Raw genomic sequence first — 23,614 nt, forward strand, 5'->3', positions numbered from 1 at the left:
GGCAGCAGGAGGAACCTTGACTGACACCTGTGAAGCTACAGCACGGCACCGACAAGTGCGCCGACCAGCACAAACGGGCGGCGTGGGCGGTGGGCGGCAGGCGGGGCGCCCTCGCCCCGGCGCCGCAGTCCGGGCGGAGTTCGCCGTCCGATGACCGAGCTCTCCATCACCCCCGGTCTGCTGCTCACCCTCATGGTGTCGGCGGGCGCGGCCGTCGCTGTCTACCTCGACACCAAGAAGGGCAGCAGCACAGTCCCGGCCCGCGGGGACCTGTACATGGCGATCACCGCGGCCGCAGCCGTCGCGGCCGTTCTGATGGGCCTCGGCCTCGCGTCCGTACCGCCGTCGGCTGCGCAAACATCCGTCGTCGCCCCGGCCCCGTCCTGCCCACCGGCGCCGGGCAGCTGCTGAACCACCCCGGACATCGGGCGCAGGGAGGAGCCGGCCGCACCGCCGGCTCCTCCCGGGCAGCACCGGCCGGCTGTGGAGCTGCCGACGGCCAGCGGCACGGCTGTGTACCGGCGCCACGGGGCCGGCCGGGGAGAAAGGGGGACACCGCCGCCGACGACATCGACACCTCGCACAGGCCGACAGCGCCGGCCAGGACCGTCGGCGGACGCGGGAGCGTACGACACCGCTGTCAGGGCCCGGACCGGACCGTCAACGAGCAGCGAGCAGCGAGCAGCGAGCAGCGAGCAGCAGGACGTCCCACGTACGAGAGCCCGGCCGGGCACCGGGCCTTCGCCCGCGCCTGTCCCGGCCGGCGTTGCCGTCCCCGCACCTCTCATCCCCAATCCCCGCGGGGAGATTGCGAAGCGGACCGGCCGTCCATGGCAGGGACACGTCGGCCGGGAAGCACACCGCAACGGCACCACTCCACCCAACTGGATCACCGCCACCCACCTCCTCACCCACTGCACCGACGGCCACGGCATCGACCTCATCGCGCACACCCCCGACGGCGGCACGGTCCTCTACCAGACCAAGACCCACCAGCAACGGCCCGGCTCTCCCCGGCGTTGGCGGGCGCACGCGTCCCGGAAACACCACCGCCACCGGTCGGCTCAGCAGCCGGCCCCAGGCCGGCCGGTTCCCTCCGCGGCCGCCACCCCTTCCTGACCACCGCAAGGCGAGCGGCAGCCGCACACAGACGGGACAACGGATCCGCGTCCCCTGACCGGCCGGTACTGCCTGCGCGGCGGTCACGCGGGGCCGGGTGCCCGGGCCCGCCAGCAGACCGTTCAACACCCCGGCCAAAGCGACCTCGTCACCCTCCACGTCACCCGGCCCGACGGCGCCGAGGCGGGCACCACCACGACGCTGTTCGAGCCCGAGTACCACCACATGGTCTCCCCGCACCTGGCCCAGCCCGCAGGCAGGCAGGTAAAGAGCACACGGAGTGGGTTTTCACCCGGCAAGGTACCGGCCGAGCAGGACGGCGCCGAAGATGAGGGGCCCGAAGATGCCAAGGAGGTTGATGAGGTTCATCAGCGGGCCGCCGCGGTGTCGCCGCGGCGACGTGGTGGCATGGGTGTTCGGGTCTCAGGCGCCGAGGCCGACGTAGGAGACGTAGGTGTAGGCGCCCCAGTCGGAGTCGAGCTCGGTGATGATGTCGTCCCAGATTTCCTCGAGTTTGCCCTCGTCGCCGGCTTCCATGGCTTCGACCGCGTCGTCCCAGATGTAGCGCACCGCGGGCAGGCTGCGGTGCGCCTGCTCGCCCTCGAGGTTGGGGCGGCGGGCGTGCTCGTCGACCAGGGACTGGTCGACGGGGTGGATCTCGACCGCGGTGCCCTTGCCCTGGTTGTTGAGGTGCTGCTTGAAAGCGCCGAGGTTGTCCAGGATGCGCCGGGTGCGCAGGTTCCAGTACGCGGTGTCGACGAGCTCGAGGTTCGCGGCGCTGGGCTTCTGCTTGCCGGCGAACCAGTTCTTCAGGGCGCGGGACTTGACGGTGATCCCGGCCTGGCGCATGGCCTCGACGCCGGCGTCGCTGTTGAGGTACTTCAGGCGCGCCTTCAGGCCGCGGGGGGAGGTGACGGGGGACTTGATGCCGCCGTCGATGATCTGACGTTCCAGGGCCTCTTCCAGGGCGCGGCCGAGGGCGACGCCGCCGCGGACGTTTTCGAGGGAGCGGTTCGCGCCGTAGGTACCGAAGTTTTTCCAGCCGCTGTCGTCGTACGGCATCGGTTAATTCCCCCCGAGGGTGTAAAGGCGCTTCACCTTCATCTGGGTGGACTTGCGGCCCTCTTCCCAGACTGTTTTCCAGTCGCCTCCGGCGACGTGGAGTTCGTCGACGCCGGAGGCCTGGACCAGGATAAGGCCCCCCTGATGGGCTTTCCATCCTTTCAGCCAGAGGCTTGCAAAAGCCTGAGAGCGGATCGTGTGGACCCACTCGGGTCGGCGGAGTTCCCGGTTCTTTCCTGATTCACCGATCGTGGAGGTGAAACGGGAGTACATGGCCTTGACGTATTCCTCGGTAGCCGAGTCCTCGTTTTCGATCGCTGTCTGACGGGCCTGCTGCAGGACGCGGCGGAATTTCTCCAGGAGGGCCTCGGAGGCACCGGAAGTCCACGATTCCAGGATCCGGGGCGCCTCGCTCAGTTTGAGTTCATGGCAGCGCATCAGGAGGCGGACGGTGGCCTCGTCCAGGAGGTAGGGGCCGGGCTCCTTGCGGTTGCCGATCGGGTTGGGCAGGTGGGCGTGGGGCCATACGAAGTGGTCGACGCGGTGGATCCCGGCGCGGCGGCGGTCGTGGCCGCCGCCTGGGTCGTGCTTGAGCGCGCCGATGGGCAGGTGCGTCTTGAAGGCGGACAGATAGGCCGCGTTGGTGTCCAGGCCGACCACGTCCAGCGGGTGGCGCTCCCCCCGTCTGATGGCCTCATACAGGGGAGCATTACGCCACTTGTGGCGGCCTTCCCAGATTCCGTCGGCTTCACCCTGACCGGGCTTGGAGAGAAAATCCAGGGCGGGCGGATACACGGTGTGGACGTAACTTGCGCCGACCCGGGTGAGTTTGAACAGGGCCATGGAGTCCGGCACCGCTTTCTTCTGCAGCATCTTGACCGCGGCCTCGATGTCACCGCCCGTCTCGTCGAGAGCCTGCTCGACCGCGTCACGGATCTTGCTGAGGAAGTAGGTGTAGTTCCGGCCACCGGTACCGGGAGTGTCCTCGGGCGGAGGCGTGTCGTCGCTGAACGAGGCCGACGGCGCCTCCATGACCACCCCCTCGACCACATGCCGGGCCGGATCGGTCGCGTGGGTGCCCTCGACGGCACCGGGCGCGGCACCGGAAGCCTCGGCGGCCGTCTCTGGCTCGGCAGGGACCGGCGACGGCGGGGCCGGGATGGGGGCGCTGGTGGGGGTATCGCGGTGAGTGGCAGTGAACGCGGCCAGCGCGGCGCCGAGCCGCTCCCCTTCCGGTGTGGCTGGCACCGGCGGGCGGCGGGCAGCGAGGCAGTCCAGGGCCTGGCGCAGCCCGGGCAGTTCGCCCTCCCGGGCGGGTGCGGCGGAGGCCTCGCGCAGCGCGGCGAGCGCGCCGGCCAGGCGGGCGGACAGGCCGCTCCGGGCACCGGAAATGAACGGCAGTGCAGCGTCGAGGAGTTCGGCCTCCACGGCCGCGAACCCCTCCCCCACAGCCACCGAGACGGCCAGCCCGGGACCGGGCTGCAGGGCGACGCCCGGAGCGGCCTCGGTGGCCGGGCCGACGGTGGCCTTCTCGTCCCTGCCGCTGCCGAACGCGTGCACGGCCTTCGGGTCCCGCGGGCGGGCCGGCGCGTCGGCGAAGCGGGCGCACGCGACATCGGCGCGCAGCGCCACGGTCGTCAGCTCGCCGAAGTCGCGTTCGGCCACCGTCACCTGGGCGTCGTTGCCCGTGCGGGTCAGGGTCAGGGTGACGTGCGCGGCGTCCAGCGCGGCCAGGACGTCGGGGTCTGCGGTGTCGAGCACGGCCATCACCGGCACGTTCCGGGTGCGGGCCAGGTGCGCCAGCACCCGGGCCGCCTCCGGCAACGCGGGGCCAGACAGCGGGATGAACGGATCGGTCGCGTGCTGAAAGCGGTCGACGACGACCAGTGCCAGGCCCTCGACGTAGGGAGCGGTCTCGGCGATCGCCTCAGCTGTCAGGCCAGTGCCGTCGTCAACGTGCAGGTCGGCCGCGGTGAGCCGGGCCTGAACCTGGGCCGCGGCCTGTTGCTCGTCCGGGGTGAGGGCTCCAGTGCGCAGCCGCCGGTAGTCGAGCTCGCCCTCGGCCGCGATCACCCGCATAGCCACGTCCGTCCGCGACAGCCCCGACGCCGCGTACAGCACGGGGAGTTGGCGGGTGAGGGCGGTGTGCCGGGCGGCGTGCACGGCCAGGAGCGAGCCGCCGGCATGCGGCTCGGCCGCCACCACCGTCAGCACCCCACTCGGCAAGCTCCCCAACGCGGCGTCCAGGGCGTGCAGGCCAAACCCGAACCGCGGCACAGCCAGCGGCGCGACGGCCTCGGTCAACGCCTGCCCGGCGACCTCCCCCAGACCGTGCAGCCGGCGCTGCCCACCACCCCCGGCCGCCGGGACCGCCTCAGCCGCCGTCCCGGGCGTCGTACCGCCCATGCCCTCGCCGACGGCGGTGTCCTCAGCAGCGGCGGCGCCGACCGGCTCCGCCTCGGTGACCCGGTCGGCCTCGCGCTGGCTGGCGCCCTGCGGATCCCTGCCCCCAGCAGCAGGCACGGCGGTCGCATCGTCCAGAGCCGGTGCGTGGCCGGGCACGACCGCACCCGCCGCACGTACGGGGAGCGAGTCCTCCGCGGCCCCGGGAGCGGCCAGCGACGTCCCCGGACCGGCGACAGGCGCAGCCGGGCCTTCAGCCGCTCCGGGTGCGGCAGACGGCAGCTGCGCGGCATCCGCCACCCCGGCATCTGTGAGCGTTTCACCGGGCACCGCGACCAGCGCGTCACCGGGCGGCACGAGCGAGGCCTCGACCAGAACCGCCAGCGGCGTCGTACGGTCCAGCAGCACCTGCGGCACACCCCGCCGCACCGGCGAATCCCCCGCCTCCACCACAAGATCACCCAGCTTCGGGCGCGCTGCCGTCCGCGCCCACGACGGCCACCCCGAAAGCCGCGCACGCGACCCAGCATCCAGCCGCCCCACCGGGATCAGCGCCGCGCGGTAGGTATGACGGGCCTTCGCATCCCTCTTCTCGACCACCACCACCCGGCCGTCGTCCCGCGCCGCGTCCACCAGCTGATACAAGCGGTTCCGCGCCTGAGACACCCCCAACACCACAGCCCGGGCAGCTCCGGCGACCGGCCCAGCAGCCTCCTCGGAGAGCGCGGCAGCGACGGCGAACGACTCAACGGAGCCGGCCGCCCCGGCGGGCTCGACGGCAGCCGGACCGGCGACGGACCCGACGACGCCGGACGGATCAGGAACCACGGGACGATCAGACATCAGGACCTCCTCCAACAGGGCGGTACACCGCCGTGAGCAGCACCGGCCGCAGCCGGGAAACGATCAAGGAAATGGGGTCCGCGCGGCACGGCATCACCAGCGGACACCGTGCAGCGGAATGATGCGCGCAACGGGACGGGACACAAGCGGCGGGCACGCCCAGCAGCCCGGGGTGCGGCGGCACGGACGCCACACACCGGCCCGGGTGCGGGTGCGGATCCTGTCGATCTCCAGAGCCCGGCGAGCAGCCGAGTGCGTCGGCCCGGCGCAGTCCTGCGCCCAGGCCTGGTGGGCGCAGCAGGTCACCCGGTCATCGGCGTGCATCCCGGCATCCTCCAGCCGGTCATCGCACCAGCGCGGCAGCGAGATCCCTGCTCACCGACCACCCGCCACCGCCTCTGGAAGGAACGGGCCGGGGAAGTCGGGATGGGCCTGCCACCGCTCCGCGATGCCCCCCCACACACACGAGGCGGGCCGATCCTGATCGCCGCGGTGCATGGCCTCGACGAAACCCCGGTACGCCGCCTGCACCCCACCCGGTATACGTCCACCACCAGTTCACTGTCCGCCGTCGGATACTCCGCACGCAGCTCCTCATCCAGACGCGCATCCACGAACTCATACACAGCCCGAACCCAGGTCTCCGAAGGCACCACCGCAGACACAGGAGACACAACACCCCCCCCAACGATCAACACGCCAACTACCAGCACGAGCATCGGACAACCACGGGAGGCGGGAAAACGAGACAGCGAGACACCCGCTGCCGCACCGCGACCGGGCACAACACGCCCACCCGACAGCCGAGTTCACACCCAGGCCGCCCGCAGCACCTCCACCCTACCCAACCCGTAACACTACCCGGCACGCAATCAAGGTGGACACACACGAACACGCAATGAGACACGTAACAAGAAGGGTGGAGGGTGCGGGAGGGCGGGCGCTGGCCGTACTGGACCGATAGGCGTGTCACCGGAAAGACTTTCCTGCCACGATGGGGCTCTCGGGCCGTCAAAGCGACGCTCAGCAAACGGGACAGGGGTGGAATGTCGATTCTCGGGGTTCACGGAATTGGGAATCGCAAGTACTTCTCGCGTGCTGGCAACGACCTGGCGCTCGCGACTGAGAATATCGGAGCCGACTGGCTTAAATGGCTCGAATGGGGCAGAGCAAGGCACACCCCCGTCCAACCGTCCTTGGCAGCACTGCCTGTCGCCTACTATGCCGACTGCCTCGCCCAGGACATTCCGATGGGTACGGCCGATGTAGAGAACCTGGACCCTCTGGGACGCGAGCTGTTCGTCACCTGGGTCGAGGAGGTGGGAAAGGACAGAGTCGGTGCCCAGTGGGCAGACCAGGTCAGCCAGAACGGCATCCACAAGTGGGCGGTGCGCAAGCCCGCCGCAGCCCTGGTGAAGCACTTCGGCCAGGGGACCTGTGACATCCTGGCGCGCGCCTCCGATTGTCTGTCCAGCTATTTCGACCCGCAGGACACCGGGCGTAGGGAGAAGGCACGGCAGCGGATCGCCGAGGCCATTCGCGAGCAGCGCCCCCGGGCGATCCTGGCCCACTCCCTCGGCAGCGTGGTGACGTACGAGGCGCTGTGCGCGGAGCCGGAGCTGGGGGACGGGGTCGAGCTTCTGGTTACTCTCGGAAGCCCGCTCGGAGTTCCACGTGTCGTCTTTGATCGCCTTGATCCTCTGCCTCGTAACAAGGGCATCAGGCCTCCCCGCGTAGGGGCGTGGGTGAACATCGCTGACGTGGGCGACCCCGTGGCTTTGCCACCAGGACACCTGGGCGAGCGGTTCGAGGGACTGGACGAGGACATCACCGTGTCACTCAACGTCGTCAACCCCCATGGGTTGAAGAACTACCTGAGGTGCAGGAAGCTCGCGGAGGTTCTCAAGAACTACCTGCACTGAGATGGGCGTTGTCGGCGGAAGGCCTCAGTCGTCGTCGTGAAGACCGCCGGCGTGGAACACCGCCACGTCCGCGCCGTATCCCACCAGGAGGCGGTCGCCAGGGAGCCACAGTGCCCGGTGGACGGGATAGGGAAAGACCAGCTCCTCTGACTGGCGGCGGGTGGTGAGGTTCCACAGCCGGGCCGTACCGTCCCGGCAGGTGGTGACGGCAGTGGGCACCCCGTCCACGGTGGCGAACGCGAGCGAGGTGACGGCATCCGAGTGCGCGTCGAGTTCATCGATCTGACGACATTCTTCCAACTCCCAGAGGCGTAGGCTCCCGTCCGCGCAGGCGGTCACGGCGACGGGGACGGTGTCGAGCGTCGTGCAGGCGACCGCCATCACGGCGTCGGGGTGCGTGGCGAGTTGTCCGCACTCGGTGTGCGTGGTCAGATCCCACAGCCGCACGGTTCGGTCGTAGCTGCCCGTCACGGCGGTCGGTGACGGGGCGGGGCCGAAGAAGGAAATCGCCGTGATCGCCGACCGGTGACCGGTGAGCCTAGCAACGCCCTTTCGCTCCCGTAGGTCCCACAGGTGCGCACGGCCGTCCTGGTGGGCGATGAGGGCGTGCGGTCTGCCTCCGAACGTGGCGCATTCGACAGCAGTGACGGCCGCGGAGAGTTCCGTGGGGACGTGGGTGAGGGCGCCGTCGTCGGTGCTGTGCAGTAACACGGTTCCGGTGGAAGTTCCGATCACCAGCAGACGTTCCTCAGCGGAGTAGGCCATCGCCGCCGGGCCTGCCGGAAGGGCGATCGGCGGCAGGTTCTCGGCAGGCCCGCCGTCGTCCGTCCGCCAGAAGCGAATGACGCGATCGGTGCCCACACTGACGGCCGTGTCTTGCCCACGGGAGGTCGTCAGGCTGCCGAGTCCGAGTACCCGGCCTTCGTGGCCGAGTGCCGGAGTCGGCATCGACGATCCGTCGGAGAGGGCCCAGCCACGTAGGGTGCCGTCCTCGCTGGCGGAGACCAGTACGCTCGGTTCCTCCGCACCGCCCAGGCTCAGGGCGGTCACCGCTCCAGTGTGTCCGCGCAGGACCGTCCCCTCCACGGGACTGGCCTCGACAGACCACTGGTAGATGCGGCCTGACGCATCGCCGGTGAAGACGGTCGTACCCGCAGTCGAGGGGAGCACGGTGATCGTGGTGACGGAGTCGGTGTGGCCCATCAGCGGATCCCCGACCGGTTCCCCGCCGGGAAGTTGCCAGACCCGTACGGTGCCGTCGACGGACCCAGTGATCAGGAAGGACTTCCCCGCTGCCGTCCACGTCGTCACAGCCGTGACCTCGTCGGTGTGACCCATCAGCGGATCCCCAACCGGTCCGCTGCTCGCCAGGTCCCACAGGTGCACCGGACCGTTGGCGGATCCGGTGATCAGGACAGGCCCGTCGTGGCCGTCGAGGGTGGTGGCCGCCAGAGCAGTGATCTCGGAAGTGTGACCCGTGATGGGCTCACCCACAGGGCGTCCGTCGTCGAGGTCAGCGGTGCGGATCGTCCCGTCAGCACCCGCGGAGATCGTGACCTGGCGCCCATCGAGGTCGAGCACGACCACCGCGTTCACGGCGTCCGTGTGGTCGGCGGTGACGTACAGCTGCCGCGCGTCCAGGTTCGTCCCCGTGGACCACAACGGAACCGCCCGCACCGGTGGCGCTCCGTGGGCGGGTGTGGTCAGCAGATCGTGGGACAGGGCGGGAGCGCCCCACCGCATCGCCTCCAGACCGAACAGCTGCCGCCGCGCACCGAATGGCAGGTCCCGGAGTCGGGCCGGCGGTAGGCGCAGGAGGAAGGCGTGCGGCTCGGTTGGGCGCGGGAGCAGGGGGCCCAGCATCGGACCGAGCACGTCGGTGTCGGTGTGGATGAGGAATCCCGGGTCGGCCAGGAGTTCGGGCAGCCGCCCTTCGTCAGCGGCGTGCTGGGCGGCATGGCGGCGCACGTAGGGCGTGGACCAGATGCTGTGTAAGGCGCTGGGCAGCCCTTGGGCCCAGGCGAGTACGGCGTCGAGGACTCCCTCCGCTCGGCCTTCTCCACCTGTGCTGCCCGCCCCCGGCCTCAGGTGCTCGTCCAGGCCCTGGTTGTAGAGCCGGTACAGCAGCGTGCCGTCCGTGTCCAAGGAAACGCGGAGGTAGTGCCCCTCGCCGTCCAAGGCCTGCTGGACTGCATCCAGTTCGGGGAGGACTGGGTCGGTGAGGAAGAGCTTCGCCACGGACCGTGCGACTGATGCGGGCATGCCGGCACCGTGGGCGTGGGCGAGCGCGGTGAACAATGGCCGCCGCATCGGCCGTTGCACGGGACCCGAGACCAGGTCCATCTTCAGTACATCGGCCAGGTCGAGGGGCACCGCCCGGCCGAGGTCCTCCGCGGACTTGACGTCGAACGCAGGCCACTCACGCGACAGGATGTGATGTGTGTACAGCCCGGAGATGAGGAACTCCCCTCCCCGATTCGGGCCCTCCCGACCGCTCAAGGACACCGCGACGCCCTTCGCCAGCAGCGGCCGGGCATCTTTGAACCGCACACCGCCGTAGCGTGGTTCGGTACGCAGCAGCATCAGCACGTATTCGCGGAGATCCGTGTACAGGGTGTCCGCGTCGATTGTCTCAAGGTTGAAATGCAGCCCTGATTGCTGAGCCGTCGCACGCAACTCATGGGCCGGTTCCTCGTCGCGTATTCCGACGAGGCAGTAGGCCAGGGGCCTGCCGTCCGGACGGCGTTCCGCCAGCGGCTGGACAAGCTCCGTGATCACCTCTGCCGGGCTCTCGGCCTCATCGACGGCGTCCATGACCAGCAACGGCGGAAAGGGCAGGTCTCTGATGGCCTCGCACAGGCTGCGGGCCGGAGAGGACTCGTCAAGCCACTTCCGCCTGCTCTCCTGCACGCGCAGCTGCCGCGCGACCGACGTAAGGATGGCGTCAAGGCTGCGTCGGCGCGCGTGGACCGCGGCCATGTGGCCCGTGTCGTGCCGCGAGGGGGCGTCGCCCCGGAACGCTGTCAGCCAGATGGCATCGTCGGCCTTGTCGAAGTCCTCGTGCGTCGCGCAGACAAGGACCCCAAGCAGCGCAGACTTGCCGGAACCGCGTCGTCCGGTGACCAGGCAGAGCCAGGGGAGATGCGCCTCCCCCTCCAGGGTGGAGTCCAGCCAGTCCGCGATCCGACCGAGCTCTGTCGACCGCCCGACAAAGCCGACTCCCCGCCTGTGAGGCCGGGCCATCAGCCGCCCGGTCGACGCCCGCTGCCAGTGGTCGAAGTCGAGTATCTCGTCCAGTTGGACAGCTACGGGAACCGCCCGGGGGTTACGCAAGAAAGGCAGATCGGGATAGGTCCCGTCGTACGGGGTGGCGGTCACCCGCTGCTGGTGAGCGCCCGGTGCCGAAGCAAGCTCATCAACCCGCGCACGGGTGGCATCGACGAACTTGTCGAACGGAACGTACGGGCGCGACACTTCCAGCTCCAGCGAAGCCGGTTCGGCACGAAGACCGTTGAGTGTGTCGGCGAGGGCCTGGGTGAGGCGGGCGTTGTAGGCCGCTTCAGACTCTTCGCAGGCCCCAATCACCCAGGCACGCCGATCGAAGCCGACAGCGCCCTGCGTCCAGTCCGGCCACGCGGCCTGACCGGCGCCGCACAGGTCAAGCAGGAAGAGCGTGTAGGGCCGCTCTGGGTGATAGATGTCGACGAGGTCGAGCCAGACCTGGACGTCGGTGTCCTTATGGAACTGACCGCAGGCGCCCACGGCATGCAGCCGTCGGCTCGGCGGCGGGGCGACGCCGTGGCTGAGGATGTGCACGATGCGCGGATGGTCCCCGGGCGACTCGAGGAACCCGTGGACTTTCGAACCCATTTCCTCGGCCGTCAAACCGTCATGACTCTCCAGCGCGTACCCCGCGGCGGTCAGCGCCTCGCGCAGTGCCCCAACCTGCTCCCGGAAGGAGAGATCGCCCAGCGGCCCCTGGAATTCATGGACGGCAACACTTATCGCCCTGCCCTGGAAGCCCCGGGCTTCGTCGGAGGCCTCCGGCATCCGGTCATCCTCGATGTTCGTCCGACGGTCGCACTGTGCGGGTCAGGCTACTGGAGTACGCCCGTCTTCAGATCGACGGACACGGAATTAGGCCTAGGCTGGGCGACGAAGAAGCACTAGGAGGTCATCGTTGGACTCGCCGGCACGCGGGCGCAGGGCTCTGTGCCTCGGTATCAAAGCGTATGACCATGACGCCGACCATCTGAGTACGCCGACGGCCTCTGACGACTCCATGGCCGGACTCATCCGCGAAGTCGCCGACACACTCACCACGATGGGCTACGTGTCCGCGACGTTGTCCGATGTGCCAGTTCGACGGTTCGGTGGCGAGGTGACAGATTTCCTTGATCGCCAGCATCCCGACGACCTCTGCATCGTCTATGCCGCCGGCCACGGCGTCCACTGGAATGACCGCCGGGCACCGGGAGCCGACGGCGGTACGGACCAGCGATGGTCAGACGCCAGCTTCTGGTCCGATCTGCTTCACTCGGGCCATCCTTCCCGGCCTACGGTCCTGTTCGTCTTCGACACCTCGCCGGCGGCACCGCGACGGTTCGAGCTGGGCCCAGACGGATTGCCACCACGCAACTGGCTGATCCTTGATTCCGGAAGCCGGGAAGGACCCCGTTCCGCTGGAGCGCTGAGCCGCGCGCTTGTCTCTGTCCTGTCGCGCCTGCGTCATGGGGCCCTCGACATCGACTCGAGACTGGCGGTCGTTCCGTTGCAGACGCTCGCCCAGGAGATCCAGCGAGAGCTGTCGTACTCCGTCGCATCGGCTCTCGTTATGGCGGGACCGTCAGACGCGCGAGACCTGGAGGACGGAGAAGGGAGCCCGCCGTTCTTCATGAACCCCGCCTACATGGGCGGGCGCAGACACGGCCTGTTGCCCCGGAGTATCGATCCCGCCGTGCTGCCCTTCCTGGCGGACGTGGACGCTGGTCTTGACCACCTGCACTTCATGGAACGGGCCTCCGGCACCTCGGCCGTGGCCGAGTACGGGCGCGGGGTGCTAGGGCGTTTCACAGGCCGCCGACGCGAACTGGACACCCTGTCCGACTGGCTTGATGATCCGAACGCCCGGGGCCCGGCTCTGGTCACGGGCGCGCCGGGCTCCGGAAAATCGGCGCTGCTCGGCATCCTCGTCTGCGCGGCTCACCCTGCCTTGCGCGAGGTGACCGAGGAGCTGTGGATGAGGGCATTTCGGGCGCCGCTCCCCGCCGTCAAGGACTTCGCCGCCGTACACGCCCGTCAACGTGACGTGTCCGAGGTCTGCGACTCCATCGCCCGCCAACTGGGCGTCGGCGCGCGCTCCCCAGACCGGCTGCTTCAGTTGCTGCGGAAGAAAGCGGCACCGCCGGTCGTCATCGTCGACGCCTTGGACGAGATGATCCAGGGCTCTGAGGTCATGCACCGCCTGCTGTTGCCCCTCGCCCTCGACCGCCGGGACGACGGCCGTCCCCTGGCACGGGTTCTGGTCGCCACCCGCCCGTACGCAGAATTCCAGCCTCTTCTCGACGCCGCGGCCGAGAGCGGACTGCTGGTCGACCTCGATCGCGTGCCGCGGCAGGAACTGGCAGAAGACCTGGCGGACTACGTCACCGGGATCCTGCGCACGACAAGCCAATTCCGCCGCCGCAGCTCCGTCGTCCATGCTTTCGCGCACGAACTTGCGTCCGCCCTGGTCGACCAACGCTCTCCCGAACTGCCCTGGGGATCCTTTCTCGTCGCCGGCCTGCTCACACGACACTTCATCAACTCCGGCGCGGAAAGGGTCTCCGTGTGGCAGGAGGCAGCAGAAGCGGCCCATCGAGTACCACATACCTTGACCGAATTCCTCGAACTGGAGCTACGGTCCCAGCCGGACCTCTTCTGGCTGCGTCCCGTCCTCACGGCCCTGGGCACCGCCCACGGCCAAGGCATGCCCGTGTCCGCCCTGAGCCGGGTCGCGCCGCTCTTCGCCGCCGAGGGCGACGACAGTGCCGTGCCGGCCGCTCCGTCACCCGACGCCATGAAGGAAACCCTGGAGGCCGCGCGGTTCTACCTGCGATCGGTCACCGATGTTGACGGGACTCTCCTCTACCGCCTCTTCCACCAGTCGATGGCCGACTACCTGGTGGCTGACTTTGCACAGTCGGCCGGTGACCGGGACTGGCGCCGAAGCCTGCTGAAGCGGCTTCTCGCCCCCCTTGGCCACGCATCGGCCCGCAAATGGGACGCGGCCGAACCGTATATCCTGCGACACGGAATCGCGATCGCCAAAGACGCCGACCGGGAGTGGGAACTCCTGGAGGACCCCGAATTCCTCTTCAGAGCCGACCCCCGGGCGGTGCGCGAGGCCCTGGCAGGTCACTTCGAACCGCAAGGCCTGCCGCGCCCGGTGCTGGAGCGACTGCTGGACCGCAAGCTCTCCGCCCGACACCGGCGTACGGCCGCGAGCCTCACGGCGCTGAGGGACGGCCACTCCAATCTCGCGCACCGCCTGTCCGAACCCGTCCACGGTGCCGCCCTGCCCTGGCAGCCAAGGTGGACCACCAGCTGCCCCACACGTCCCGAGCGGCTCCTCGCGCTGTCGGCGGACCACCGGACCGAGCTGTTCGTCCTGTCCGCCGGAGAAGGCGACCACGTCGTGTTGGAAGGACACACCGGACAGCGCACCGGACCTGAACATCCGCACCCGGCAAGGCTCGTGGACGCGCAAAGGTTCTCTCTGGCCGGACGCGCGGTGGCACTGGCGACGGACGCCACCGGGCACCTCTGGATCCATGAGCCCGGCACGCCGCATCTCATCGACGCAGGCAGGGGCTTCGGCAGCCTGGCGCCGTTCGCCACGAGCCAGGAACCGGCCGGCCCCTCGGTGCACGCCTTGTTCAACGGGCTCCTCGTCGTCTGCCGCGGCACCGCTGAAGGCTCCGTGATCGTGGAGAGCGCTGTCGACCGAGACCTGCTCGTACGTCAGGAACGAGTTCACAAGGGTCCGGTGACCGCCTTGACCGTCCGGTACGGCAAGTCCGGCCTGAGACTGCTCACGGGCGGGGCAGACGCAACCGTGAAGTCGTGGAATCCGGAAGGCGACCTCGTCGAGCGCATTCTGATCCTGGACAGTCCGGTCCGCGCCCTCGACATCACCTCGGACGACGAGCTGTTCGTCGCCTCGGACAACGAGGTCGCCGCCTTCCTGGGACGGTCTGGGGACCGATGAGCGCGCCCACCACGTCGGGTGGGTCTCCTCGAACTCGCCCTCCGGCACCCGGTCCTTCCACTCCTCTCGAGTGAGGCCGCCACTCGCGCCCCGCAAGCCGCATGTCGAGTCCCGACGCGCAGAACCCCCGTCGGCCACTGGATCCCGGACGAAGACGAACTCGGCTCGGACCCGCAGAAGTTGCGCAACGAGGCCATCGGCCGACACCGCCCCGGCGCGTCACAGTTGCGTGAGGCGAGGGCTGTCACACAATCGCGGGCGATACAGCGCCCGGCCCCCCATCTCCAGAATCGAACCCATTATCGTCCAAGTGACGTTAATTGCTGGTAGGGTGATGTCCGGCCCGTGGACCACACCGATCGGCGGGCGCTCGGCAGGGCCTGCTGAAGGGCGGAACTCATGAACGACACCACAGCCACCTCCGGCCCTCGGATCACCCCGCCGGGGCCGGCGCTGCAGCCCCAGGTAGCCCTGGCGACGAGCCTGCACGCCAGCCCCGGCGTGTACGCGCTGCTGCTGGGCTCGGGGGTCTCGACTGGTGCCGGGATCAAGACCGGCTGGGGCATCGTGCGGGACCTGGTCCGCCGTGCCGCGGCCGCCCAGGACCCTGACTCCGCAGACGCGGGCCAGACTGCCGCAGAGGCCCCGGAGGCATGGTGGGACGAGCACTGCGACGGCGAACTCGGCTACTCGGCGCTCCTGGCCACGGTGGCGCCGAACGCGGCCGCCCGGCAGGCCGTACTGGCCCAGTACTTCGAAGCCGACGAGGCCGCCCACGATGGGGGAGAGAAGGTCCCCGGCATCGCGCACCGCGCGGTGGCGCAACTGGTGCTGCGCGGCACGGTGCGGGTGATCCTGACGACGAACTTCGACCGCCTGACCGAGCGGGCACTGGAGGACGTGGGGATTTCACCGCAGGTCATCCACCGACCCGACCAGTTCGATGCCGCCACCCCGCTGGCCCATTCCCGGGCCACCGTGATCAAGCTGCATGGCGACTATCTCGACCTTCAGTCCCGCAACACCGTCGACGAACTCGGCACCTACCCCGAAGAGCAGGCCCGCGTCCTGGACCGAGTGCTGGATGAATACGGGCTGATTGTCTGCGGCTGGTCCGCGGACTGGGACCATGCCCTGGTGCGTGCCATCGAGGGCACCCGGTCCCGCCGCTACCCGCTGTTCTGGTCACACCTGGGTCCGCTCGGCGAGGCCGCGCGCCGCCTGACCGCCCGGCATGCCGCCACGCTCATCCCCGGCATGACCGCCGATGAGTTCTTCCCCGATCTCGTCCGCCGTCTCGACGCTCTCGACCGGCTCACCGACGCCCCGGTCACCCGGGAGATGGCCGTGGTCCGGCTCAAGCGGTCCCTGCCCGACCCCGTGCGCCGCATCGACCTCTTCGACCTGGTCGATCAGACCACCGGCCAGGTCCTCGACCGCGCGACGCCGGAAAAGTACCCCCTGAACGGGGAGGCGTTCGCCGACAGCGCCCGTGGCTACCGCGCCGACTGCGACACCCTGCTCCACCTGCTGACCACCGGCGTCTTCCACGACGACGGACGCCACGACGAGTTGTGGCTGCGCACCGTGCAGCACCTGACCCGCACCCGCGAGAGCGTCCCAGGACATTACCGGCCCGGTCTGGAGGCCCTGCGCCACTATCCGGCACTGCTGGCCACCTGGACCATGGGCATCGCCGCCATCCTCGCCCGGCGCGAGCACTTCCTGGCCCGGCTCCTGACCGAACCCTCCTTCCGCTCCCCCTTCAACTCCCGGCAACCCGTGAACCCCGCCCGCTACCTCAACCCTGCAGATGTGCTGAGCGACCCGAGCATCCACGACGTCACCCGTGCGGACAACGGAAACAAGTGGATCCATCCGCAAAGTCCGCTACTGCGCGGCGAAGGGCGCGAACCCCTCCGGTCGATCGAGCCCAACGACGCCGCCTACGAGACGGCGTGCGACCGCTTCGAGCTCCTCACCTCCCTCGTCGCCGTCGGCCAGAGCGATCAGCCCTGGCCCGGCATGTACCTCTTCGCCTCTCACTGGGGTCACGACGAGCACGGCCTGGCCGCCACCATCGCACACGAGATCAGCCCCACCTGGCCCCTGATCGAAGCCGGCGCCTTCAAAGACGTCGAAAATGCCGAGACCGCCTACAAGAACCTCGCAGAACGCCGGAACCACAACGGCCAGTACTTCTGACCATCACTCCTCCGCACCGGCACCCCCGACCGGATGCCACTGAACCCATGCAGGATTCTCAGGTCATGTGCCGACCTGAGCGACGGCCGCACGGAACTCCCCACCGAGGATCAGTTCGCCCAGCGAGCCGCGGCCACCTTCACCCTGGAGGACTTCGGCTCCGCACTGGTGCTCTCCGGACCCTGCCCGCGCTGCGGTCAGCCGAGGGACTTCACCGTCGCCGAAGAACTCTTCCGCGCCGCCACCAGGGCGGCCCCCGGGCACGCTACTCCGGTCGTCATGTACTACACGGCCGAGACCGTCTACGAGGGCTCCCCCGAGGGCCATACCGGCTGTGGCGCGTTCTGGAGTCTGTTGCTGCCCTCCAGGGCCGGCGGATGAGTGGCCCTCTGCTGCCCGGCCCCGCGCCGATGGCTGCTCAGGTCCGTCGGGCCTGGTCGCTGCGGCGGGCCCTGGAGCGGGAACTCGGCCGGGTGCGAAAGGTCGCCGTGGCCTGGCACAACGGTCTCGGCACGCTCCTGGCCGGGCTCATCGGGTTCGGCCTGATCAGGAACCATAGCGATGTCGGACAGCTCGCCCTCCGGCTGGTCCGTCGCTGCCGGCGTTCTGCTGGTGGCCGCCCTGTCCGTGGGTGCAGTCGGAGCCTTCTGCCTGCTGCGCGCGGCACATGGCCGCCCCTACGCCTGCCGGCTGTCTGCGACCGACGACGCAACGGGGCGGCCGGTCGAGGTCGAGGACCACGACGAAGCACTGGCCAGCGCCTGCGTTCTGCGCGCAGGGATCACCCTGACGTGCCTGTGCACGGCCCTGCTCGTCACGGCGGTCGGCCTGACCTGGTACGTCGCTCTCAGGGGCCCTCCCGGGCTGATGATCCGGCAGGGCACCACCACGCTGTGCGGGGAGGTCGTCTCGGCACGCCGGGGCATGGTCAAGATCGACGGTGTCGCCATGACCGTCGCCCTGTCCCGGGCCGAGTCCGTCACCCCGGTCGCCTCGTGTCCCGTCGCGTCCTCCGGCGCCGGGTAGACCAAGGCTCAATCCCCGGCGGGGCCGCGGTCAGCGAGAAGAGGTACAGCGACTCTTTGTCATTTCCGATCTCATACGAGAACAGGGCTTCGCCGTCCTGGAGGAACGTCATATGCTCGCCCACGCCATGGAGAGAGTCGGCATCAGCCGGATCTGCGCCAGTGAGGTCAAGGCGCTACCCGAAGCCGCCACTGCAGTGCAGGCCAGCCGCCCGAGACCTACCAAGGTCCGCCCTGGACGGGTTCTTGGAGTTGGAGGACGCCATCACGCCGCGCGCGTTGCGCGTAAACGCCTGGCTCATTCGCGGCCTGTCTTCTCTCCGGCGCCGGTCTCTACCGAGTCTGTGTCCTTCTCAGACTGCGTGGCAGCACGTACATCGCCGAAGAGGTTGATCGTGGTGATCCGGGGGCGCTGTCCGACACCGTTCAGCGCGATGATCGACACCAGCCCCCAGACGACGGCCACCAGGCCGGCCGCGGTGCCCCGGGCGGCCTGTCCGGTCCCAAACCACGTCATCGCAACGGTGCCCATCCCCCACAGTGTCCATGTCAGCCGGGCCGCGAAGGCTCGAACGACGGTGGAGAGCACCAGCGCCAGGATGCCGAGGCCGATCCACAGGGCGTGCGCCGCCCCGGGGGTGAGCGGGAGGCCGGCGGTATGGGCGTGGAGGAACCGGGTGACCGGTTCGTCGACGGTGCGCGCCGCCAGGTGGGCGTGGTGGCCGAGGTCGAGAGCTCCGACGGCCTGGGCGAGGCCGACCCCGATGCCGTACAGGCCGGGTAGGACGATCGGGGTCAGGCAGATCCACATCCATGCAGGAGTCTCGCGCCATTTGCCGGACAGGACGGTGTGGAGTTCGTCGGCGCGGCGGTCGATCCACTGCGCGTCCATCACTCGCAGCCAGGGCTGCTTCTTGGCGAGTTCGGCGGCATGGTTCGGGGACAGTTTGGGTGCGCGCAGGTCGGCGGTGAGGTCGGCCAGGGCTGCGCGGGTGGTGCGCCGCAGAGCCGGGTCGTAGCCCACGACGGTGATCGAGAAGAACAGCATCGTCCAGGGGGCCGTGAGCAGCCACCACCACGGGCCCCAGGAGATGCCGGCCTGCACGCTCGCCACCGCGCCGGCGGCGGCGAGGGCCGCGGTCAGGCAGCGCAGCGCGCGGGGGGCGAGCGTGGCGTAGGTGATGGGCAGCGGCCGGGGCAGGGGTTCGCGGCGGGCAGCGGCGCGCAGCCACGGCCACAGGCGCGCGGTCAGGTGCCAGGGTTCGGCGACCAGGACGAGCCCGGAAAGGGCGACCGGGTCGGTGATCACGATCCAGCCGGGGGCGTGTGCGGCAAGGGCTACCAGGTGGAGCGAGGCGCCGGCGGCGGTGATCAGGCAGCCGAGCGTGCGGCCGAGCAGCGTCGTGGCGGTGTGCCAGCGCTCGCTGCGCCGCACCGTGATGTCGGTGGCGGCGGTGGTGGCCGCCAGTCCCATTTGGCCGGCCACTTCGGTGCGCAGCGCGTGACCTTGGTCGAGGAGGAGGCGTGCGGTGCGCAGGGCCTGGGCTGGGTCGGCCAGGAATGCTGTCTGCTCCAAGTCCGGGGCGGGCTCTTCCGCTTGTGGTGCGGCGGCCTCTTCCTTGGCGGGGCCGACCAGGCGGAGGAGAGCGAGTTCTTCTTCCAGTTCCAGGCAACGGTGGCGGGCGGTGGCAGCGAGTTTCTCCGCTTCGTTGCGGGCCTGGCGGGCCTCGGTGAGGTCCTGTTCGGTCTGCTTGAGCTGCTCGATGGCGCGGGTGAGTTTCTCCTGGGCCTGGCCGGTGTTCTCGCTCTCCGGCGAGACGGCGGCGAGCTGTTCGATCTGGACCCGCAGCTGGGCGTTGAGAGTGGTCAGCAGAACCACGAGTTCCTGGGCGGTGGCCAGGTCCTGTGCCAGTCGGTGGCTGTGGGCGTCGGCCTGGGCCAGGCGTCCGCGGCCCTCGGCGATGAACCGTGCGGCGGCCGGCGCGGCACCCGGGGGCGGCCGCCGCACGGCCAGGTCCCCGGCGGGCGGGTTGGTCGCCCGTTCCCACAGCCGGACCGCCCGGGTCTTCATCGCCTCGAGCTGGCCGGCTGGGGCGGTGGCCTCGACCAGTTTCAGCACCACATCCATCGTCGGGACCGTGCCGGACAGGTGGTTGCCGATGCTTGAGCGGGACCAGCTGAGTTCCTTGGCCAGGTCGTCGTAGGTCTTGCCGGACTTCTCGCGCAGTTCCCTGAGGAACTCGGCTAACGCCCGCGCCTGGGGCGTCTCCGCCCGGATCGCGGCCGGTTTGCGGCCCCGCTTTCCCCCACCCGCCATCCATGCCCCCATCAGCGCATTCATTTGTCCAGGACATACCAAGCAATGTCCAGAGTCGACCTGCGCGAACCCTCCGTCGGTGGTGTGGACAATTCCCGGCCGCCGCACGCTCAAGGCATACCGCTCAACCCCAACTGCGTTACCGGGAGCTGACTTATGCGCACCGCCGCTACTGCGAGCCGCCGTTCCTCCGTCGTCCGCCACCCTGCCCGCGCCGTACCTCGTGTCGGCCGCCGCCGCCCCAGGCACGGGGACATAGCCGTTGACACCGTCACCGGCCTGCTCGTCGACCTTCGCCAGGCCCCGGACAGCGTCCGCGTGCTGCCGCGCGGGCAGGCTTCCGGCCGCTACAGCTGTCTGGCGTGCGGGCGGACGCTGGAGCTGTGCGGGCCCCGCGACCATGCGGACTTCACCGCCCGTTTCCGTCACAACCGGCACGAGATCGACCGCTGCCCGGCTACCCCCGGGTATCTGGCCCGTGTGCGTGCCGCCGTCACCGACACCCAGGCTCTCTCCGAGCGCCTCGCTGCCGCCGCGCCCGGAGTACGCATCCAGGCGGCGGTGACGGCCACCGCCGAGCCGGAGGTGATGCCGGTGCTGGCACTGCGGCTGGAGGCCCCCTCCGGCGGCGTCGTCATCCACCTTCCCCACGGCGAGCTGAGCGACCACCAGGCCGACCGGATCCTGGCCGACCGAGACACCGCAACGCGGCAGTGGGTCCTGTTCGACCGCCATGACGGCGCCCACTACCGAGCGGCTGGCCAAGTCCAGGTCCGTACCCGCCGACAGGACCAGCGCATCGACAAGATCAGCCCCACCTCCGGCCAGCGGCGTTTGGCCCAAGCCCAGTTCGCCGTGGCCTGGCGCGACGACGGCACACTGCTGCTGCCCTTCGGCGGCCACTCGATCACATACCCGCCCCGGGCCGAAGAGGATTGGAGCGGATCGGCAGCCTCCTGGCAGCGGGACTGGAAGATCAGCCAGCCCAGGCCCGCCGACGACGCCGCCTGGTGGGGCCTGCTGCCCCTGCCCCTGCGCGCCCTGGCCGCCCCCACCCTGCTGGGCGCTGCGGTCACCGCGATGACCGACCTGGAAGCGGCTCAGTCCGGCCGCGAGTCGTACCGGCGCGGCAAAGCCCGCGAACGCTACGCTCAGCAGCAGTCCCGGCTCGCCGCCGCCCGACCGCGGCAACTCGCCCTCCCGCTTCCCGCCGACACCGCTGCCTCCCCCGACAGCACCATCTCCGCCGCGGATCAGACTCTCCAGAGCCCGGCGGCGGCCGCTCTGGCGCCTGATCCCGAACCGGCCGTCGCCCGGGAAGGCCGACCGCGCCGGTGGCGGCGCTGGCGCAGGTTCCTGGCCCGGCTGCGCCACCGCTGAAGCGCCGAGCCAGCATCCCGGACGCAGTAGCGAACCGGAGGTTGCCGGGCGGAACACCGCACGATGTGGCCGAACTACCGTGCCAGTGCTTGCAGGCCGCTGGCCAGATCAGCCTGTGCCAGTTCTTCGCGCTCGTCCGGTGTGAGCCAGAGCGCGGATGACCCGGCAGCGGTGTGCTCCACCAACAGCACGTCGTCGACGGCCTCAGCGACGGCGTGCAGGTGGCTGATCACCATGACAAGGCGGTCGCTGCCGGACTAGGTGCAAGGTCACCGCGGGCGGCGCCGTCGGCGCCGAAGCCGACTTCGCGGGCGCCGCCGCCGGCCGGGCCGACCGCACCTTGAGGGCCGAGTCCAGTGCAGTGGTGTCGAGGGCTGCGAAGCTCTCGACAAGGAACAGGGAGCCGAGAGCCGGCCCGCTGCGAGAATGCAGTGCGGCGAGTGCTAGGGCCAAGGCGAGCGATGCCTGGAATTCCTCTCTCCCGGACAGTCGCTTTGGGGGGTCGGCGACTTTGGAGGTACGGCTGACGATGTCGAAGCTTCGGCGAAGCCGAATCGCTGTCGGACATGTGCCCGAGCAGGTCACTGGCGACGCCGAGCAAGGCGCGGGGCTGATCGACTCGCAGTCCGTCCGCACTGCCGACACGGTCCCCGCGGCTGAAGGACCACAAGAGGTTGATCGTCACCGATAGTCTCGGCCTGCCCCTGACCGTCCACGTCATTGCGGCGAGCGTCCAGAACCGTGACAGAGCGAAGCGGCCGCTGCTGTGGACCAGGCTCGACCATCGTCGCTTTACCACACTCACCCTTGCACATTCATCTCTCAGTACTCCACGGGGTGACCTGCAACAACAGAAACGTTGCTGTTCGTAAGTGTGTGTGTACGGTGCGCGGGTGACGGTGCACCAGGCAGCCGACGAGCGGCTGGCCGAGGTCGGCAGCAACATCGCCGACGACTACATGACGTTGAAACTGCTGGCGGCCGGCCTGGCACGGATCCTGTGGGAGCGCCAGCGCGTCCGTGAAGGGGCGGAGCCCACGACCGGCCTGCTCCCGCAGGCGTGGCGCACGGGTGTGACACGGTTGTGGTGGCGTGCGCTGGAGCAGGGAAGCAATCCGCCGGTCAGCGACATGGAGGTGTTCGCCTGGTGCCGACTGCCGCTGGGGTGCTGGCCTGTGCGACTGGATGTCTCTGACAGCGACGCAGAGAGCCTGTTGATCGACGGCGAGGAATTGTCGGCGTTCGCGGATGAGGCGGCCCGTCTCGCGCCCAGGTCGGACGTCGAGGCTGAGCTCACGGAGAATCGGGCGTTCGCCAAGCTGCAAGTCGCGGCGGAGTTGCACGGGCGCACGGAGGAGGAGGTCCAGCAGGCCTATGTGGCGCTGCGGCTGTTCCTGATCGAGACGCCGGTGGTATCCGATCTTGAGCTGAATAAGCTCACGGGGCGGTTCAGGGAGGTGGACCGTCACGGGCGCCTGTATGTGCGGGACTTCTTCGACGCCGCCTACCAGTACCGCAAGACCGGCGGGTCTGCGTCCTGCCGGGTCTGCAGCGATTGCGGCAACCCCCTGCACGAGGGCGTTGAGATGTGCGGGACGCCCGGCTGTACCGGGGTTCCGGTAATCAGGCAGCTCAAGGTGCTGGAGGGCTATTACGTGCAGCACCGCGGCGTGCGGGTCTGCATGCACGACCCGGGTTTGGTGGAAAAGCGCCTGTTCGATGCGCTTCGGCATCTCCCGGAAGGGCGGGCGCGGCTTCACAAGTGGCCGGGCATGGACGCCTGCGACGTCGCCGTGGAGTTCCGCGATCCGGCCGCGCCGGATGATCCGAATCGGTCCGAGTGGTGGGCTGGGGACGCCAAAGACTGCACGAGCGCGACGATGCTGGGGCGCTCGTTCAAATGGGACCAGCGCATGCGGGCACGGTATCGGTTCTTGATCCTGCCCCAGCACCGGTTTGAGCAGAAGCACTATGTCGACGACCTCAAGCGGGAGATGCAGGGCCGCAGCGACGGCGTCCGGGTCATCTCCGAGGGTGACTTCGTCTCGAAGGCCCGTGCCCGGGCTCTTGGAGGCACACCGTGGTGAGG

Annotated in this window: 13 protein-coding genes; 8 read left to right on the forward strand and 5 right to left on the reverse strand. The window is 69.5% G+C overall.

The window, feature by feature from the left end:
• Window positions 1–150: 150 nt before the first annotated feature.
• On the forward strand, window positions 151–411 hold the full coding sequence (locus ABT300_RS23690) for a hypothetical protein (protein ID WP_351679041.1): 261 nt from the start codon (window positions 151–153) through the stop codon (window positions 409–411).
• Between the two features lie 1,131 nt (window positions 412–1,542).
• Here ABT300_RS23690 and ABT300_RS23695 read toward each other — a convergent pair.
• Both ABT300_RS23695 and ABT300_RS23700 read right to left on the reverse strand, forming a co-directional pair.
• Window positions 1,543–2,181, reverse strand: coding sequence for a hypothetical protein (locus ABT300_RS23695; RefSeq protein ID WP_351679044.1), 639 nt, complete (start codon window positions 2,179–2,181; stop codon window positions 1,543–1,545).
• Window positions 2,182–2,184: 3 nt separating this feature from the next.
• On the reverse strand, window positions 2,185–5,442 hold the full coding sequence (locus ABT300_RS23700) for a DnaB-like helicase C-terminal domain-containing protein (RefSeq protein WP_351679046.1): 3,258 nt from the start codon (window positions 5,440–5,442) through the stop codon (window positions 2,185–2,187).
• A gap of 1,031 nt (window positions 5,443–6,473) precedes the next feature.
• Here ABT300_RS23700 and ABT300_RS23705 point away from each other — a divergent pair.
• Window positions 6,474–7,349, forward strand: coding sequence for an alpha/beta hydrolase family protein (locus ABT300_RS23705; protein WP_351679049.1), 876 nt, complete (start codon window positions 6,474–6,476; stop codon window positions 7,347–7,349).
• A 24-nt stretch (window positions 7,350–7,373) separates the two neighbouring features.
• Here the strand turns inward: ABT300_RS23705 and ABT300_RS23710 are convergent, their stop codons facing one another.
• A complete protein-coding gene (locus tag ABT300_RS23710) occupies window positions 7,374–11,399 on the reverse strand; it encodes a hypothetical protein (RefSeq protein WP_351679052.1) in 4,026 nt (1,341 codons plus the stop codon).
• Window positions 11,400–11,631: 232 nt separating this feature from the next.
• On the opposite strand from ABT300_RS23710, the gene ABT300_RS23715 reads away from it, so the two are divergent.
• The 4 genes from ABT300_RS23715 to ABT300_RS23730 all read left to right on the forward strand — a co-directional run bounded on the left by ABT300_RS23715 (window position 11,632) and on the right by ABT300_RS23730 (window position 17,829).
• Window positions 11,632–14,598, forward strand: a complete 2,967-nt coding sequence (locus ABT300_RS23715) for an AAA family ATPase (protein WP_351679054.1) — start codon at window positions 11,632–11,634, stop codon at window positions 14,596–14,598.
• A 399-nt stretch (window positions 14,599–14,997) separates the two neighbouring features.
• Window positions 14,998–16,803 (forward strand): SIR2 family protein, encoded by a 1,806-nt coding sequence (locus tag ABT300_RS23720; protein WP_351679057.1) that lies wholly within the window; start codon window positions 14,998–15,000, stop codon window positions 16,801–16,803.
• A 33-nt stretch (window positions 16,804–16,836) separates the two neighbouring features.
• Window positions 16,837–17,184: a hypothetical protein gene (locus ABT300_RS23725; RefSeq protein ID WP_351679060.1), complete on the forward strand. Its 348-nt coding sequence runs from the start codon at window positions 16,837–16,839 to the stop codon at window positions 17,182–17,184.
• 180 nt (window positions 17,185–17,364) lie between these two features.
• Window positions 17,365–17,829: a hypothetical protein gene (locus ABT300_RS23730; protein ID WP_351679063.1), complete on the forward strand. Its 465-nt coding sequence runs from the start codon at window positions 17,365–17,367 to the stop codon at window positions 17,827–17,829.
• A 297-nt stretch (window positions 17,830–18,126) separates the two neighbouring features.
• Here the strand turns inward: ABT300_RS23730 and ABT300_RS23735 are convergent, their stop codons facing one another.
• The gene (locus ABT300_RS23735) at window positions 18,127–20,157 is read right to left on the reverse strand and encodes a helix-turn-helix domain-containing protein (protein ID WP_351679066.1); all 2,031 of its coding nucleotides are present in this window, start codon (window positions 20,155–20,157) and stop codon (window positions 18,127–18,129) included.
• Between the two features lie 144 nt (window positions 20,158–20,301).
• Here ABT300_RS23735 and ABT300_RS23740 point away from each other — a divergent pair, with 144 nt between their 5' ends.
• Window positions 20,302–21,525 (forward strand): hypothetical protein, encoded by a 1,224-nt coding sequence (locus ABT300_RS23740; RefSeq protein WP_351679069.1) that lies wholly within the window; start codon window positions 20,302–20,304, stop codon window positions 21,523–21,525.
• Between the two features lie 74 nt (window positions 21,526–21,599).
• On the opposite strand, the gene ABT300_RS23745 is transcribed toward ABT300_RS23740, so the two are convergent.
• Window positions 21,600–21,761 (reverse strand): hypothetical protein, encoded by a 162-nt coding sequence (locus tag ABT300_RS23745; RefSeq protein ID WP_351679071.1) that lies wholly within the window; start codon window positions 21,759–21,761, stop codon window positions 21,600–21,602.
• A 657-nt stretch (window positions 21,762–22,418) separates the two neighbouring features.
• On the opposite strand from ABT300_RS23745, the gene ABT300_RS23750 reads away from it, so the two are divergent.
• On the forward strand, window positions 22,419–23,612 hold the full coding sequence (locus ABT300_RS23750) for a restriction endonuclease-related protein (RefSeq protein ID WP_351679073.1): 1,194 nt from the start codon (window positions 22,419–22,421) through the stop codon (window positions 23,610–23,612).
• The last annotated feature ends 2 nt before the right edge of the window (window positions 23,613–23,614 follow it).

This window comes from Streptomyces sp. NPDC001027, from assembly GCF_040299045.1.
Lineage (GTDB): Bacteria > Actinomycetota > Actinomycetes > Streptomycetales > Streptomycetaceae > Streptomyces.